Source organism: Streptomyces sp. NBC_00328, assembly GCF_036139655.1.
Classification (GTDB): domain Bacteria; phylum Actinomycetota; class Actinomycetes; order Streptomycetales; family Streptomycetaceae; genus Streptomyces.
Map to the genome: position 1 here is coordinate 1,746,223 of NZ_CP108013.1, position 14,725 is coordinate 1,760,947.

Here is a 14,725-nt window from a genome sequence, read left to right on the forward strand (position 1 = left end):
GTCGTCTTCGGCTTCCTCCAGACGCTGACTGAGCTGAGTGTTGTCCTGCGGCACCTGCTGGAGCTGGGTGGACAGTTCGTGGTTACGGCTGGTCAGCTCATCGATCCGGGCGACGAGGTCCTTCGTCGCAGCCTGGGCGAGCTGCTAAGCCGAGAGGAATAGTCAATACCTGTGGATCAGGTCAGTTCGGTGGTTGCTCCGGTCGTTCCATCCGTCGGCTTGCCGCGTTGCGGACGCGGCGGGTGCGTCCCCGTTCCGCGAGCAAGCCGAGGGCGTCGGATGAGGTAATGATCCGCGCGGTCGTGGCCGTGCGTTGGAACCAGTCGGATGCGGCGGTGAGCTCCTCGGCCGCCCATGGCTCGTTCATGGCGATGGTCCTGAGAAGGGTCCACTCGCGCAGGCGGCGGCTGAGGTAGTCCCGGTCCCCGATGATGGCGGCCATGCGGTGGGCCCAGGCGGTGAACTCGGTGTCGGTCAGCAGCTGGGAGGCCCGGCGGTCCAGGTGGTGGACCACCGCGGCCTGCGCCATCGCCACGTCCTGGTCGCGCAGCACCGCGGCCACCAGATCGGCCTCCTCCGGCTCCGCGACAGCGTCGAGAGCCTGCAGGTAGTGCGCGTAACGCAGGTGCTCGGCGGGTTCGGAGTCGTGCTGCGGGTCGGTCATGCGGCCATCCCTTCGGGCCGTTCCACCAGGTGGCCGCGCTCGAAGCGGGCGCCGGCCCGGACCAGGGCGACGAGGTGGGGTGCGTTCACCGCTCGCCAGCGGGCCTGGGCGGACTCGATGAGCTTGAAGACCATCGCGAGGGCGGCGGCCCGGCTCCCGGCACCCTTGGTGACCTTCGTTCGGAGCCGCACGGGGGCGAAGGTAGATTCGATGGGATTTGTCGTGCGTAGGTGGATCCAATGTTCGGCCGGGTAGTCGAAGAACGCCAGCAGCTCGTCCTCGTCGTCCGTGATCCGCTTGACGACCTTGGGGTACTTCGCGCCGTACTGCTTGGCGAAGGCGATCACCGCCTTGACCGCGTGCTCCTTGTCCTCGGCGTTGTAGATGTCCTGGATCGCGCGCTTGGCCGCGGGCTGCGCGGACTTGGGCAGGGCGTCCAGGCAATCGGCTGTCTTGTGAACCCAACACCGCTGGTGGCGGGCGGTGGGGAAGACCTCGCTCAACGCGTTCCAGAAGCCGAGTGCACCGTCGCCGACGGCCAGCACTGGGGCACGCATGCCACGGCGTGCGCAGTCGCGCAGCAAGCCGGCCCACGCCTCGGACGACTCCCGGTAGCCGTCGATCATCGCGATCAGCTCCTTCGTGCCAGCCGCCCGCACGCCCATCAACACCAGCACCGCGGCCTTTGCCTCTTCCAGGCGGATCCGCAGGTGGACGCCGTCGGCCCAGACGTAGACGTAGTCGGTGCTCGACAGGTCGCGGTCCTGGAAGGCGGTGTGTTCAGCCTGCCACTGAGCGGTCAGCCGCGTCACCGTCGCGGGCGAGAGGCCGGCGGCGGAGCCGAGGAACTGCTCGAGTGCGGGCACGAAGTCGCCGGAGGACAGCCCGTGCAGATAGAGCAGCGGCAGCACCTCTGCGATCTTCGGAGACTTGCGGCACCAGGGCGGCAGAATCGCTGAGGAGAACCGCCGACGCTCGCCAGTCCCCTCATCGACGCGCTTGTCGTTGACGCGCGGCGCCTTGACCTCGCCCGACCCGGCCGCGGTAGTGACCTTCCGCGGCTGGTGAAAGCCGTTGCGCACCACCATGCGGCGACCGGCCTCGTCCCGCTCGTCAGCCAACTCGGCTATGTAGCTGTTGACTTCCGCCTCCAGCGCGGCGGCCAGCATCCGCCGCGCGCCCTCCCGGACAATCTCATCAATCAGGGAGCCGTTCGGGGTGGAGCCATCGGCATTGACTACGCTCAGCACAGGCGTGCCTTCCCGACCGACGTTCGCAGCGTCGGCCTACTCGGTGACCATCAATCGATCACTCGGGAAGGTACGCCCTTCGCGCGCCTCCCGAGCCCCGATCCACAGGTCCTGAGCATTGCTCGGTTGGATCGGCTCCTGGTCGACCGAGATTCCCCTCAACCTCTCCAGCAGCAGAGGCAATAGGACTGGTGTCCGTGCGGACGCGGTACTGCAGGCGCCGGAGGCCGGGTTGCCGGTGCTGTTTGTTGAGGTCGACAACTGCACCGAGTCCGCCGACACTCTCGCGGCGAAGTTCGAGAAGTACCTGCGCTACTTCCGGTCGAAGACCAAAAACTCCCTCGGCGGGGAGATGCCGGCGTGGCGCTCCTTGTACCGGCCTAGCGACAGGGACGGACACCCGCCTCTCGTGGTCGTCTTCAACCCTGGCACCGGCCTGGCCCGCAGGCGTTGAAGAACCGGATGAACACCGTCCTGGAGCAGACCCGGCTGGTCTGGTCCGGCGAGTACCACGCCGACCGGGGATACGGCTTGGAGGAGAAGGACGGGTACTACGACTACCCCGACGCCATCCCCGTGCTGTTCACGACTCTCGAGCGTCTCCAGGCCGGCGGTCCCCGCGGAAGGGTGTGGTGGCGGTGCGGACACGGCCGGTGGGAAACCCTCTCTGACGCCCTCGCCAACCCCGCCGACCACACCGCCTGGCACGTCCGCGACGAGCAGCGCCGCCTGCGCCACAAGGAAACAGAGCAGGCACGGCAGCAGGAGTGGGCAGCGCAGAGAGAACGCTGGGCACCGGAGCCGGCCCCGGATCCCGAGCCGGAACCTGTGATCGCGCCGTGTGAGCGGTGCGGACAGCCGATCACCGGCCAGCCCGGCCACGACCACCAGTCCGCCCCGCCCGGGGACGGCCGGAGCTGCCCGGAATGCCGCACCGACCTCAGCCAGCAGCACCCGACCCTGCGCCAGGCCATATTCAGCCGCCGACGAACCCGATGACCTCTGTCCGTCAGCCGCTGCGCTGGGCACCGTGTACAGGGGAGAATTCGATCATGAGCAGCACGCGACGCCTCCTTGGCCCTGGCCCGAATATCGCCACGAACGCACCCACGACAAATCCGAGTTCGCGGCTTCTGGCCATCGAGCGGGTCGAGCCCAATGCGCAGCCGTGGGACGTTCCGCAGGACACCAGCCGTGGACGGAAAGGCTGGCGGAGTCTAGGACCGGGCGGCGGCGAGAGCGGAGCGATTCGCTAGGCGCCCTCGCGTCGATGACGACGGCGCCTACAGCCTCGTCAGCAGTAGCCCCAAGCAAAGCAAGTAGCCCGGCCCCGCAGATGGCACGGGGCCGGGCTCAAGCTGAGGGCCCGAGACCGGACTGGGTGTGACATGCCGCTGGTGGCGTAATGGGGGTGCCACGTTGGCTGGCAGGGTGACTCTGTGTTGCGCCGGAGGAGGGGTCCCAGCCCGTGGGTGCACCCGTCACGTGAGTGGATCTTTGAGTGGATCCGGCCGAGAGGAGCCGGGGATGGTTGAAGGGTCTGTGGGCCTGGCGGGACTGCTTACCGCGGCGGAGGCCGGGATGCCTGTCGAGTCGGCTGAGGTGGTCGCCGTCGAGCTGGCGAGGACTCTGGGCGCCCGGTCCGTGTCCTTCTTGATCAGTGACTTCACCGGCAACGCCGTTGTGCGCTTGAGCAACGCCGACGCCGGAGAGGAGCGGGAGCATATCGGGTTGCCCGGTACTGTCTACGAGCAGGTACTGCGCGACCAGCGGGTGTCCGTGCGGGAGGGGCAGGACGGGCAGGTCCAGATCGTGGCTCCGGTGACCAACCGGGGGGATGCCATCGGGCTTCTCGAAGCCTTCCTCCCTCAAGCCCCCGAACCGGCAACGGTGCAGACCATCGTGGAAGCAGCCCACGCTCTGGCGTACATCCTCATCGCCAACCGCCGCTTCACCGACCTGTACCAGTGGGGTCGGCGCACCCTCCCTGTGGTCCTGGCCGCTGAGATCCAGAACACTCTCCTTCCTGACTGCCTTACCTGTGAGGCGCCGCAGTTCACGGTCTCCGGCGAGCTGATCCCCGCCGAAACGGTCGCCGGCGATACTTTCGATCACTCCCTGGACCGCCACACGTTGCATGTGTCCATCACCGATGCCATGGGCCACGACGTCCGGGCCGCCCTGTTGGCCACTCTGCTTGTCGGCGCTCTGCGCATGGCCCGCCGCACTGGTGCTGACCTGGCCGAACAGGCCCGACAGGCCCATCAGACTCTGCTCGACCACGGCGCAGTCGGCTCTTTGGTCACCGGCCAGCTCTTGCGGATCGATCTGCGGACGGGAAGTGTCGGTTTCGTCAATGCCGGCCACCCATGGCCCTGGCTTCTGCGTGGGGGACGTCTTAATCGCCTCACTCCCGAGGTCGATCCGCCCTTTGGCGCCCCCCTGCCGCACCCACACCGCGTTCAGACTCGCCAACTGCAACGGGGCGACCGTCTCATTCTGGTCACCGATGGGATGCTCGAGCGCAACGCCATCGCCGAGGATCTTCCCGCCCTGATCGAAGGCACCCGCGACCTGCACCCTCGCGACACTGTTCATGTGCTTACGCAGGCCGTCCTGCGTGCCCAGCAAGGCGTCCTGCACGACGACGCCACCGTGGTCTGCCTGGACTGGCGAGGCACCCGGGGCTAGGCAGTGGATCCGTGCCACCGCAGCTGCACGCGGAATGCGTACGACACCCAGCGTCTTGTCTGTGCCCCACCCAGGCGGAGAACGACCAGCCCCTCCGGGGGTGTTCGCCCCCTGCCCCAGACGCCGTTTCTTTTGGCTGGATGGCTCGTTGGGCCGTTCGTGGTGGATTTGGTGGAGCGGCTGGTGCCGGATGAGTTGTGGGCATTGTTCCGGCGGTGGTGCCGCCGACGGAGGTGAGGCGGCCGCAGGGCGGGGGGCGGCGTCGGGCGGGCGACCGGGAGACGCTGGCGGCGATTATTTTCGTGGCGACCTCCGGTTGCACTTGGCGGCAGTTGCCCCCGGTGTTCGGTCCGGCCTGGCCCACGGTCTATCGACGCTTTGCGCAATGGAGCCGGGCCCGGGTCTGGGCCCGGCTCCATCGCGTCATCCTCGACGAGCTCGGTGCCCGTGGTGAGCTGGACTGGTCGCGCTGCGCGATCGACTCGGTCAGCGTGCGGGCGGCAAAAGGGGGCCCTTGACCGGACCGAATCCGACTGACCGCGGCAAGTTGCGATCGAAGATTCACCTCATCACGGACCGGAACGGGCTGCCGCTGTCGCTGGGCATCTCCGGTGCCAACATGCACGAGCGCCTGGGCTTGGAGCCACTCGGGCGCGGCATCCCAGCCATCCGCTCCCGCCGCGGACCCCGCCGCCGACGCCCGGCCAAGCTCCACGCCGACAAGGGCTACGACTACGACCACCTGCGGAAATGGCTTCGCGAGCGTCGCATCCGCCACCGCATCGCACGCAAGGGCATCGAATCCTCCACCCGGCTCGGCCGACACCGCTGGGTCGTCGAAAGAACGGTCTCCTGGCTGGCCGGATGCCGCCGCCTGCACCGCCGCTACGAGCGGGACTGTAAGACGTTCGGGTCTGTTCCGTAGTCGGTGGTGACGGAGGGTGTGGTCAGCCCAGAAGGATGCGGTGGCGGAGGAGGGGGAAGCTCGCGCGGCCGTACATCTGGCGCTTGATCAGCTTGGTTTTGTTGTTCACGCCTTCGGTGCCGCCGTTGTGGTGCGGCAGGGTGAGGGCGGCGTCGACTGCGGCGCGGTCCTTCTCCTGGCCCCGGGTGAAGGCATGCAAGTGGGGCAGGTCCTCGGCCTTTGCCGAGGTGATTCAGGTGCTCAGCAGGGAGGCATTGCCGTCGGCGGGGTCCAGCAGTACGGCGAAGTGGTGGATGAGGTCGGTCAGAGCGGTCATCTCGTGGCAGGCAGCGCGGGCGGCCTCGATACATTCCCGCTGGTGATTCTTGAGGCGGTCGGGGCGGGTGAGCAGGTAGCGGGCCAGGCGACAGCGCGGGCCGGTCGGCCTCGACACGGCCCTGGTTGATGTAGCGGACCAGGAGGTTCGAGCTGCCGGTGTAGCCCAGTTCTCTGATTTCTTGGAGGAGATGGGTGACGGGGACGGCCGGATCCTCCAGCCGGCGCTTGCGCAGGTGATCGCGGTAGGGATCCACCAGGGTGGACTGGTACTTGGGGGCGGGGATGAGGCGTTCGGGCTCGGCTACCCGGTCGTAGCGCTTGACGGTGTTGAGAGCCAGGTTCAGGCGGCGCGCACTCCAGCAGGCCGACTCCGCGCTCGCGCAGGGCGTGGACCTGCTGCCGGCGCTCGCGGGTGGTTGCGGCCTGTCTCCCCTTGGCCGGGGGCGGGCCCGCTTTCGCCCAGCAGGTGCTGTGCGCGGCGACTTCTTTACGGACGGCCTCGGCGAGGTCGTGCCACAGGTGCCAGCGGTCGCTGATCTGGACCGCATCGGGCAGAGCTCGACGGACCGCCTCTGCGTAGGTGGCCGATCCGTCCCGGCACACGGCCTCGATGCCCGGATGTCCGCGCAGCCAGGCCTCCAAAGTGGCGGCTTCGCGGCCGGGCAGTACCTCGATCCGCTCACCGGTCTCGGCGCTGATGATGATCGTGGCGTGGCTGTGTCGGCGCCGCAGGGCGAAGTCGCCGACCCCGATCACCCGCGGGATCTGCACCTCCGGCACGGGCACCCGCCGCAGCAGCCGCAGGGCGGAGGCGTACGACACGGGCACGGCCAGGGATCGGGCGACTCGCGCGGACGCCCGGCCGCATAACTCCTTGACCAGCTCGGAGAGCTGGCCGGTCAGACGTGTGGTGCGGCGCTGATGGCGCTCCAGGAGCCCGGGGACCTGCTCTCGGAAGGTCTGCCGCCTGCAGCCCAGGACCGGACAGACCAGTCGTCGCATCCTCACCCGGACCACGACCTGCCGGCCGTCGATCGGCACATCCCGCACCGTTTGGCCGTGATACTCGTGGACCCTCCCCGTCACCACCCTGCACACCGGACAGGGAACGGGAACATCCCGGGTCCGAGCCGCAACCCGGACTATCTCGCCATCGTCCGCCACATCCTCGATGACCAACGCCGACAACCCCGAAAACACCGTTCCCACAAGCGTGTTCGCATCATGCACGCTCAATGATCACAGGCGAGCACTCACCGTCACCACCGACTACGGAACAGACCCACTCGTTTGACAGTCCCATACCGGTCCCGCGCGGTACCCAGGACAGCCCACTCGCCCTCGACGACGCGGCCGTCCTGCTCGAACTGCAACCGGGCAAGGTGCCGGATTTCCATGGCGCCGCTCCCCGCCTTCGTGCTTGCTTCCCATCCCCCGGCAGGCTGCCGCTCTCCTGCAGGGAGGGCCTGTCGAGAGGATGGAGGGCAGGGGCCCTACTCGCTGGCCTTCTGCGCATCCGGGGCAGTGTTGCGCAGCCGCTCGGCCGTGTATCGCAGACGGAAGGTCTCGACCTTCACGGTGGGGGGCCGCCCGGCTCCCTCGTCGAGCGGTCGGACGCCCAGGTCGACGACGCGGGCGACGTCGCCGATGCCGCCGTCCAGGATCCCGACTTCCGGAGATGAAGAGGGGGTGCGGTGGGCGGACCGGCGGGCACTGGCAGAGCCCGCCGGTCAGGTGGGGTCGAGCGGGGTAATGCCGGTTCCGGTGTAGAGGGCGGGTTCGAGGGAGAGGACGGTGAGGGGCTCACCCGCCTTGACGGCCTGCCAGGCGATGGCGGCGGCATGGGCGACGGGTTCCTCGATCGCGGGCCAGTCCATGGCGTCCACGGCGTGCGCGGCACTGAACGGCACACTTTCCGTGAACCGCAGGGACGCGGCGTGCCGGCCCGCTCCCGGGACCGCACGCTCGGCGGCAAGAAGGGACAGGGACGGGATAAGGACGCGCCCCGTCCCGCGGGAGGCCTCGATGTACAAACCGACGAAGAAAGGATCGGCCCGGTACAGGGCCGTCAGTGCGGTGTGATCGAGGACCGCTGTCAGACTCACGCAGCCCTGCCGTCCTGGTGGGCGCGGATCCTGGCCCAGGCATCCTGGCCGGCCTGCACGGCCTGCTCGGTGTAGTCGACGCCCAGCTCGCGGGCCGCCTCGCGGGCCCGCTGCTCCTTCTCGGCAGCGGTCGGCTCACGGGAAGCCAGTTCTTCGAGCAGGTCGGTGATGGTGGTGCCGCGTTCCTCGGCCAGGGTGCGCAGCCGGTCGCGCACCTCTTCGCTGGTCTTGATGCTCGTCGCCTTGCCCATACCCGTGATTCTACCGCCGGTAGAGCACATCGGGCAGCCGCCTGCCCAGATCTGTGACTGAGCATTACATCTGGCCCGGATGGGCAGCACTGGTGCTCAGAATCGGCCCGATGGCGACTCGCAATTCGCTGTGACTGGCGGACGCGGCGCTCTTTCAGTATCCCCAGTTGGCGTAGATGATGACGTTCTCGCCGTTGTCCCTGGCTCCGATGCACACGTCACGCCAGTCGAGCAGCCAGCCGTTGGAGTGGCAGCTTTCCTGCTGGAGGCCCAGTTCGCGGATGATCTCCGGGTGGGACAGGCCGTCCTTGCTGGTGACCGTCGCGGCGCGCCAGCAGCCGCCGGAACCGCAGCTGGTGCCTTCGTCAATCATGGTGATGCCTGGCGGTAATGAGGGGAGGGCTTTGGACGACGGGGCGTCCGAGCCTTCGCTGATCATCAGGGCGTACAGGAGGCCGACCACGAGGGTGAGGGCGAACTGCGTCCCCAGGAAGCCGATCGCTCCATTGCGGCGGGGGATCCATTCCGGGGGAGGGGAGTCCTCGTGCCGTCCTTCCAGTCCCGCGCCGCAGGCGATGAGCAGGGGCGCGAGAGCCGTGAACACGAGATGGGCGTCGGGCCTGGGAGCGTTGATCCAGCCCTGCTGGACGCTGATCAGCAGACCGGCTCCGGTGAGCAGCGCGCCGCCGATCGCGAAGCCGACGGAGCGGGTGCGGGCGATCGTCACCCAAACGACGGTGGGCGCGACGGCGAAGAGTATCCCCAGGATAGTCAGCATGCACGGGAGACGTGCGGCTCCGAGCGCTCGGTTCCACACGGCTGGGGCTCCCCCGCGTGACTGAGCACTTCAGTTGGCCCTTTCGGCCAACTGAAGTGCTCAGTCACAAGATCCCTGACCGACCAGTCGGCGGCCCGGCGTGGGGCACCATCCCGCTCGGCGAGGACGACCTTGACTGGTAGGCCCGCATGTTCAGGTGTCGCGTATTCGCCGTAGCCGTCGGTCGATCGTCACCCTGTGTCGGTGCTCTGCGGCATGATGACCGGCGTGGACACCGAGATACTGAGCCTTTTCCAAGCTGGCGGTGTTGACCGCGAGTTGGACAGTCCTGCGCAACGACGAAGCTCCTGGTAGACGGATTCTCGACCAAGATCACCCGTGTCCGCCAGGAGCTTCGCGTGCTTGTCTACCCGTCCTCGATTGATCTGTCCAGCCGCACCTTGCGATTCCTGACCGGGCAACTGACAGCCAAGCGGCAGGAGATCGGGACGCGGTGGCGACGCCTTTCCGCCGCACGTCAGGCCCTGCTCGCCCTGGCCCATCTACGGTGCGGTGACACCTACGCCCAACTCGCCGCCGAATTCGGCATCGGGATCGCGACCGTTTACCGCTACATACGTGAAGCCGTCGATGCCCTGTCCGCCCTTGCCCCGCCCCTGGCCGAGGCGATGAGGACGATCCGGGCGAAGGCGTTCGTCATCCTCGACGGCACCCTGCTGCCGATCGACCGCATCGCCGCCGACACCCCGTACTACTCCGGAAAATACAAACGCCACGGCATGAACGTCCAGGTCCTCACGGATCCGTTCGGACGGCTGCTCTGGGCCTCGCCGACTCTGCCCGGTTCGACTCACGACCTGACAGCCGCGCGACAGCACGGGATCATCGAAGCCCTCGCAGATGCGGGGCTCAAATGCTGGGCGGACAAGGCGTACCAAGGAGCCGGTGGGCCCGTCCGGGTCCCATTCCGGGGCCGCCGGCTGAAGAGATAGAAGCGCCGTCACAACAGCAGCCACGCCAAGATCCGCTGCCTTGGCGAGCGGGCCATGGCCACCCTCAAGAGCTGGCGCCTCCTACGGAAGCTCCGCTGCAGCACCAACCGAATCACCGACGTCATGAAGGCTGTCCTCGTCCTCCACCACGCGTCAGCGTGAGGTTGGAAAACGCTCACCGTCCCCAGCCTGCTGCCGGAGCAGCCCCGCCCGTTCTCCTTCGGCAAGACCACCCGGGCGAAGATCTCCGGCTGGGCGCAGAAGATCGTCGGTGACCGGAAGTTGCGCAAGAAGAAGCTTGGCGCCGCCACGTGACTTCTGGCCCTGTATACCGCCGCCCACACCCGCCCCGACGGCCGCCTCGGACACCCTGAAGACGATGGTCTCCTCCTGGATGAGGCCACCGTGTTCTGCGCCCTGATACCCGAGGAAGTCGCCGAACACGCCGCGCTGCTGGTTGCCGCCGACTGGCTCACCGAAGCCGACACAGCCGGCGGCAGGCTGCACGGACAGCTCGCCGAGCAGGTCCTGCCTCCGGCGGGCCGCTGTAGCCGGACCGTCGTGCCCCATGCCTCATCCAGAGGGGCGACCGCCAGCTCCGGTCGATCGCCGATGCTCGCGAACCGTGCCCCGCTCCCTGGCGTGGAACGCGCCGTATGGGTGCGGATCATCCGTCAGGGGGGTCACGCACCCAGGAGCGGGTTCAGGCAGTCGCGTTGGTCTTCGCTGATCCGGGCGGGCCGCTGCTGGACGATATCGAAGGAGACCATGGCGGTCAGGGCCGTCTTGTGGACGTCATCGCCGCAGTTCGATCAGCCCGAGTCCAGCTGCCTTGGTGTTATGCGGTGGCGTAGGGGTTGATGATGCGGTGCGGTCGGCGTGAGGTCGCCATGACGTTCTGCGGGAAGCGGGGGCCGGCGACGTAGTGGCGGCCCTTCGTCTGCCCAATCGCGGTGAGGACGTCGGCCTTCGTGAGGGCCTGCAGGTCCCGGGTTGCCTGCTGGGTGTTGATCGCTTCCTGCCGCTCGTAGCGCGAGCGGCGTACCCGCCCCACCATCGCGACCTCGTGGAGGGCGGTCACTTGCCGCTCGCTGATCCCGTTGGTGTCGGCGTGCTCCATCAGCTCGATCCAGACCTGGTTCGAGCGGTCGACCCGGTGCTGCACCCGCTGCGCCTGCTCGTGGTAGGCGCGCAGGTTGAACTTGATCCAAGGCAGGGTGTCGCGTTCGGGCGAGTACACAGGGCCGCCGACCTCGCGGAGCACCTTGTAGTACTCCCAGGTGTTGCCGGGCATCCCGAGCCATTCCTCGATCGAGGAGAACTCAGGTGCGAGAACGCCGCCGCGGGCAATCAGCAGGGTCTGCAGGGAACGGGACATACGGCCGTTCCCGTCGGACCACGGATGGATCTTCACCAGGTTCAGGTGCGCCATCGCCGCCCGGATCAGGACGTGCGCTTCGGTGTCGCCGTCATTAAGCCAGTCCACCAGCTCGGCCATCAGGCCGGGCACGAGATCCTGGTCGGGTCCGTCGTAGTCGGTGGCGAGCTCGTCACCGGGCGCGGTGATCCGGATCGAGGTCTTACGCCACTGCCCGGCGATGCGCAGCGGGTGGTGGCCCTGGAGCATCCAGTGCAACGCGTTGAGGAGTTCCTTGCTGTACCGGAAGTCGGCGACGTCGTGGAGGGACTGGATGTACGTCATCGCCTGCTGGTAGGCGAGGGTCTCCGCCTTGTTCTCCTCGCTGGCGTCGACCTCACGCTCCCCGTCCATCAGGTCGGCGACGTCCTTCGCGTCAACCTGATAGCCCTCGATCGTGTTCGATGCCGCGATCGCGCTCGCGGTCAGCGCCTTACGCAGATCCTGAGTCCACTTCATCGGCGCCTGCTGCACCGCGTCACGCAGGTGCTCGCGCAGGCCGTCCACCTCGTGCAGAACCTTGAGGTCCGCGGCGTCGAGCGCGGGAGTCTTATACAGCATGACTCAATGATACCAGCCACCTATCATTCCGGTAGGAGTCGAGAGCGCTGACCACGCCAACCTGCAGAGACGCAGGCAGCTCCGCCTGCCGTACAAGCCACCGACCACCGCTACGCCCGCGTGCGCGGGGAGCAGTCAATAGCTGCGGTCCACCCCACCACCGTGTCCGTCCGTGAACCGTTCTCGGTAGCTCCAGCTGCCACGCCGCACGCACGGGGGGCTGAACACGTGTGAGGGGCCAGCACATTGTGCTGGCCCCTCACACATCAGTAGCGGGGACAGGATTTGAACCTGCGACCTCTGGGTTATGAGCCCAGCGAGCTACCGAGCTGCTCCACCCCGCGTCGGATGACCCCACCCTACTCCAGCTGGCTCCGCCCCGAGACCATGATCGATAGCCTGCCCGCGAGGTCGGCGGTCGCGGCAGCCGCTTCCTCCGGACTGGAAGGACTCATAGCGAGTCCCTACAGCCGCTTGCCGTACGAGAACAGTGCTGCCTCCACCTGGTCAGGCAGGACGCCACGGGCCCCCGCGCAGTCGTGCACCATGGTCACATAGCGGTCGTACTGGGCTGTGGTCCATCCGTTGTCCGGCCAGCCGGCCTCCACCGCGCCCACGGCCCTGAGAGCCCGTGACACGACGCTGTCCAGGATGACCGGACGGTGGTGCGCCGCAGCGTTCTCGTGCCCGGCGAAGTAGAGCACTTTGGTGAAGAACGCCGGCCCCAGATAAGGGATGTGCTGCTCGTTGTTGAAGGCACGGTATGCGGCGACGGCACCCTGTTCTCGGAGAACGTCGAGCGCCTCGTACAGTCGGGCGTCGAAGTCCGCGCGGGTGGAGTTCTGGAAGACGCGTGCGCTGCGCCGGACTGATCGCGCCTTGGTGCCGTTCCCCCAGACCAGGGCGGCGACCAGGAGGTGACGTCGGCCTTCCGCGGTGTCTGCCTGGCGGGCGATGCTGAACACGGTCCGCCGGTCCACACGGGGCCAACGACCCGTCTGCGGACACTCGTCGAGCGCGTCCGGCCACCAGGTGGAATCCGGGAGCTGAGAGATCCAGCGGGCCCGGTCGAAAGGGATCGCCTGACCGAGAACCGCCTCACGGTCGGGAAGACGGGCATCGTCGGGTACTACGGGCACTTGTGCTCCTTGCTCGGGGCTGAAGACAGGCGCATTGCCACGCGGCGAGAACCACGCCCGCTATACGGTGTGCAGGCCGACGGCAGACGGGATGCAGCCGCAGCGACAATGGCGGCTGCGCGGGCTACTTCCAGAACCGCTCGTCTTCTTCTAGGCGAATTCGGTACTGGCAGTCGTCGCACAGTAGTTGCCCGGCAGCCTTGAACGTCTCGTCATTCTTGGGCCAGAAGCAGCCGCAACCCACGCACACGCTGAGATTGTCGAACTCCTTGGTGCAAGCGAGGCAGTACATCGCGGTGCTACTCGACGGCTTGACGAACACAGCGCAATCGAGGAGTGCGTGGGCATGGCAGGAGGGGCAGTCCATACCCGGGCTGCCTTGAGGGTCGGGGTCGCGCCAGACGTCAGCCAGTAGCTCCTTCACGGTCCAGGTTATGGAGCAGAAATGGCACTGCGCTCCATCAGAGTCGACGACTAGGGCGCGTATCGAGTCGTGATCAATCTTTGGGATTCGCCCTCACTCCGAAGCCTGATCCGATAGATCCTCTTGCGTGACTCGAGTGCAACTGGCAGACACAGATTGGGAGTTCATCGAGCCGTACCTGCCGATCGGCGAGTACGGCCCGTACCCCGAGCGGCTGCGACAGCAGTTCGAGGGCGTGATCTGGCGGTTCAAGACGGGCGGGCAGTGGCGGGAGATGCCGCAGGAGTTCGGTGCCTGGTCGACCGTCTCCAACCGCTTCCGGCAGTGGCGTGACGCCGGCGTCTTCGAGGTCCTGTTGGAGGGCCTGATCGCGGAAGCAGCGAAGAGGGGTGAGGTGGACCTGTCCCTGGTCAGCATCGACTCCACCACCGCCCGGGCCCACCATGACGCGGCCGGGATGCACCTGGGCCAAGATGTGATCACTGTCCTGGAGGAGGCGGCCGCCGAGGAGAAGAAGGCCAGGTCAAAGGGGGCAGCCTCAAGGAGCGAAACGGGCAGGTTGCCGAAGCGGATCCCGAGCGGGAGTTGCGACGACGCGTCCTGCATCGCCGAAAGCTCCGACTGCAAGCTGCCCTCCTGGGACGCTCGCGGGGCGGGCAGACAAGCAAGGTTCACCTTGCCGCCGACCGCAGGTGCCACCCGCTGGCGTTCGTCCTGACTGCAGGACAGGCCGCGGACAGCCCGCAGTTCATCCCCGTGCTCGAGAAGGTGCGTGTCCGGGGGCCCGTCGGCCGTCCTCGCACCCGACCCAACGCGGTTGCCGGGGACAAGGCCTACGCGTCCCGAGGCAATCGCGCCTACCTGCGGAAACGCCAGATCAAGGCTGTCATCCCGGAGAAGAAGGACCAGGCTGCCAATCGGAAGAAGAAGGGCCACAAGGGCGGTCGGCCAGTCACCCACGACGCTGACCTGTACAAAGAGCGCAACACCGTTGAGCGCCTGATCAACAAGCTGAAGGCCTGGCGAGGTATCGCCACTCGCTACGACAAGACACCCGAGAGCTACCTCGCTGGCCTCCACCTTCGCGCCTCGATCATCTGGATCAAGGACCTCACGCGGACCGCTCCTTGATCCAGCAAGGTGTCACGATGCCTGTATTGGCCGCACGTGGCCGACTGATACCCGGTCGAAGCTGGGCTGGTCATCATGT

Annotated in this window: 12 protein-coding genes, 1 tRNA gene and 4 pseudogenes; 6 read left to right on the forward strand and 11 right to left on the reverse strand. The window is 67.4% G+C overall.

Translation table 11 applies throughout. The features are described from left to right. Positions 1-181: 181 nt before the first annotated feature. Positions 182-664 carry a hypothetical protein gene (locus OG485_RS07475; protein ID WP_328665183.1) on the reverse strand — a complete coding sequence of 161 codons (483 nt, stop codon included), beginning with the start codon at positions 662-664 and terminating at the stop codon, positions 182-184. Then, on the reverse strand, positions 661-1,914 hold the full coding sequence (locus OG485_RS07480; protein WP_328665184.1) for an IS256 family transposase: 1,254 nt from the start codon (positions 1,912-1,914) through the stop codon (positions 661-663). The genes OG485_RS07475 and OG485_RS07480 overlap by 4 nt, the downstream gene beginning before the upstream one ends. A 118-nt stretch (positions 1,915-2,032) precedes the next feature. Here OG485_RS07480 and OG485_RS07485 point away from each other — a divergent pair, with 118 nt between their 5' ends. The 4 genes and pseudogenes from OG485_RS07485 (at position 2,033) to OG485_RS07500 (ending at position 5,530) form a co-directional block, all read left to right on the forward strand. Further along, positions 2,033-2,368, forward strand: a complete 336-nt coding sequence (locus OG485_RS07485) for a replication-relaxation family protein (RefSeq protein WP_328665185.1) — start codon at positions 2,033-2,035, stop codon at positions 2,366-2,368. A gap of 8 nt (positions 2,369-2,376) precedes the next feature. Beyond that, the gene (locus tag OG485_RS07490) at positions 2,377-2,913 is read left to right on the forward strand and encodes a hypothetical protein (RefSeq protein ID WP_328665186.1); all 537 of its coding nucleotides are present in this window, start codon (positions 2,377-2,379) and stop codon (positions 2,911-2,913) included. A 528-nt stretch (positions 2,914-3,441) separates the two neighbouring features. After that, on the forward strand, positions 3,442-4,605 hold the full coding sequence (locus OG485_RS07495; protein WP_443048669.1) for a PP2C family protein-serine/threonine phosphatase: 1,164 nt from the start codon (positions 3,442-3,444) through the stop codon (positions 4,603-4,605). Positions 4,606-4,764: 159 nt separating this feature from the next. After that, positions 4,765-5,530: pseudogene (locus OG485_RS07500) on the forward strand (IS5 family transposase). A 22-nt stretch (positions 5,531-5,552) separates the two neighbouring features. On the opposite strand, the pseudogene OG485_RS07505 reads toward OG485_RS07500, so the two are convergent. The 4 genes and pseudogenes from OG485_RS07505 to OG485_RS07520 form a co-directional block, all read right to left on the reverse strand. Then, positions 5,553-7,078: pseudogene (locus tag OG485_RS07505) on the reverse strand (ISL3 family transposase). Positions 7,079-7,578: 500 nt separating this feature from the next. Then, positions 7,579-7,953, reverse strand: coding sequence for a hypothetical protein (locus tag OG485_RS07510; RefSeq protein WP_328665188.1), 375 nt, complete (start codon positions 7,951-7,953; stop codon positions 7,579-7,581). Then, on the reverse strand, positions 7,950-8,204 hold the full coding sequence (locus OG485_RS07515) for a hypothetical protein (RefSeq protein WP_328665189.1): 255 nt from the start codon (positions 8,202-8,204) through the stop codon (positions 7,950-7,952). The genes OG485_RS07510 and OG485_RS07515 overlap by 4 nt, the downstream gene beginning before the upstream one ends. 154 nt (positions 8,205-8,358) lie before the next feature. Further along, on the reverse strand, positions 8,359-8,931 hold the full coding sequence (locus tag OG485_RS07520) for a hypothetical protein (protein ID WP_328665190.1): 573 nt from the start codon (positions 8,929-8,931) through the stop codon (positions 8,359-8,361). A 449-nt stretch (positions 8,932-9,380) separates the two neighbouring features. Between OG485_RS07520 and OG485_RS07525 the strand changes: the two are divergent. Beyond that, positions 9,381-10,136 (forward strand): annotated as a pseudogene (locus OG485_RS07525) (transposase family protein). Here the strand turns inward: OG485_RS07525 and OG485_RS07530 are convergent. From OG485_RS07530 to OG485_RS07550, 5 genes are all read right to left on the reverse strand, one after another. Then, positions 10,128-10,544, reverse strand: a complete 417-nt coding sequence (locus OG485_RS07530) for a hypothetical protein (RefSeq protein ID WP_328665191.1) — start codon at positions 10,542-10,544, stop codon at positions 10,128-10,130. The pseudogene OG485_RS07525 and the gene OG485_RS07530 overlap by 9 nt on opposite strands. Before the next feature lie 268 nt (positions 10,545-10,812). Further along, the gene (locus OG485_RS07535; protein WP_328665192.1) at positions 10,813-11,952 is read right to left on the reverse strand and encodes a Fic family protein; all 1,140 of its coding nucleotides are present in this window, start codon (positions 11,950-11,952) and stop codon (positions 10,813-10,815) included. Positions 11,953-12,222: 270 nt separating this feature from the next. Continuing rightward, a tRNA-Met gene (locus tag OG485_RS07540) sits at positions 12,223-12,296 on the reverse strand. 120 nt (positions 12,297-12,416) lie between these two features. Further along, positions 12,417-13,091: an 8-oxoguanine DNA glycosylase OGG fold protein gene (locus OG485_RS07545; RefSeq protein ID WP_328665193.1), complete on the reverse strand. Its 675-nt coding sequence runs from the start codon at positions 13,089-13,091 to the stop codon at positions 12,417-12,419. Positions 13,092-13,215: 124 nt separating this feature from the next. Beyond that, positions 13,216-13,515: a hypothetical protein gene (locus tag OG485_RS07550; RefSeq protein ID WP_328665194.1), complete on the reverse strand. Its 300-nt coding sequence runs from the start codon at positions 13,513-13,515 to the stop codon at positions 13,216-13,218. A 127-nt stretch (positions 13,516-13,642) separates the two neighbouring features. Here OG485_RS07550 and OG485_RS07555 point away from each other — a divergent pair. Then, a pseudogene (locus OG485_RS07555) lies at positions 13,643-14,646 on the forward strand (IS5 family transposase). The last annotated feature ends 79 nt before the right edge of the window (positions 14,647-14,725 follow it).

Bases quoted from the DNA above. Each gene is read 5' to 3' on its own strand.
- OG485_RS07475 (WP_328665183.1), bottom strand. From the start codon at position 664: ATGACCGACCCGCAGCACGACTCCGAACCCGCCGAGCACCTGCGTTAC.
- OG485_RS07490 (WP_328665186.1), top strand. From the start codon at position 2,377: ATGAACACCGTCCTGGAGCAGACCCGGCTGGTCTGGTCCGGCGAGTAC.
- OG485_RS07495 (WP_443048669.1), top strand. From the start codon at position 3,442: ATGGTTGAAGGGTCTGTGGGCCTGGCGGGACTGCTTACCGCGGCGGAG.
- OG485_RS07515 (WP_328665189.1), bottom strand. From the start codon at position 8,204: ATGGGCAAGGCGACGAGCATCAAGACCAGCGAAGAGGTGCGCGACCGG.
- OG485_RS07530 (WP_328665191.1), bottom strand. From the start codon at position 10,544: ATGGGGCACGACGGTCCGGCTACAGCGGCCCGCCGGAGGCAGGACCTG.
- OG485_RS07535 (WP_328665192.1), bottom strand. From the start codon at position 11,952: ATGCTGTATAAGACTCCCGCGCTCGACGCCGCGGACCTCAAGGTTCTG.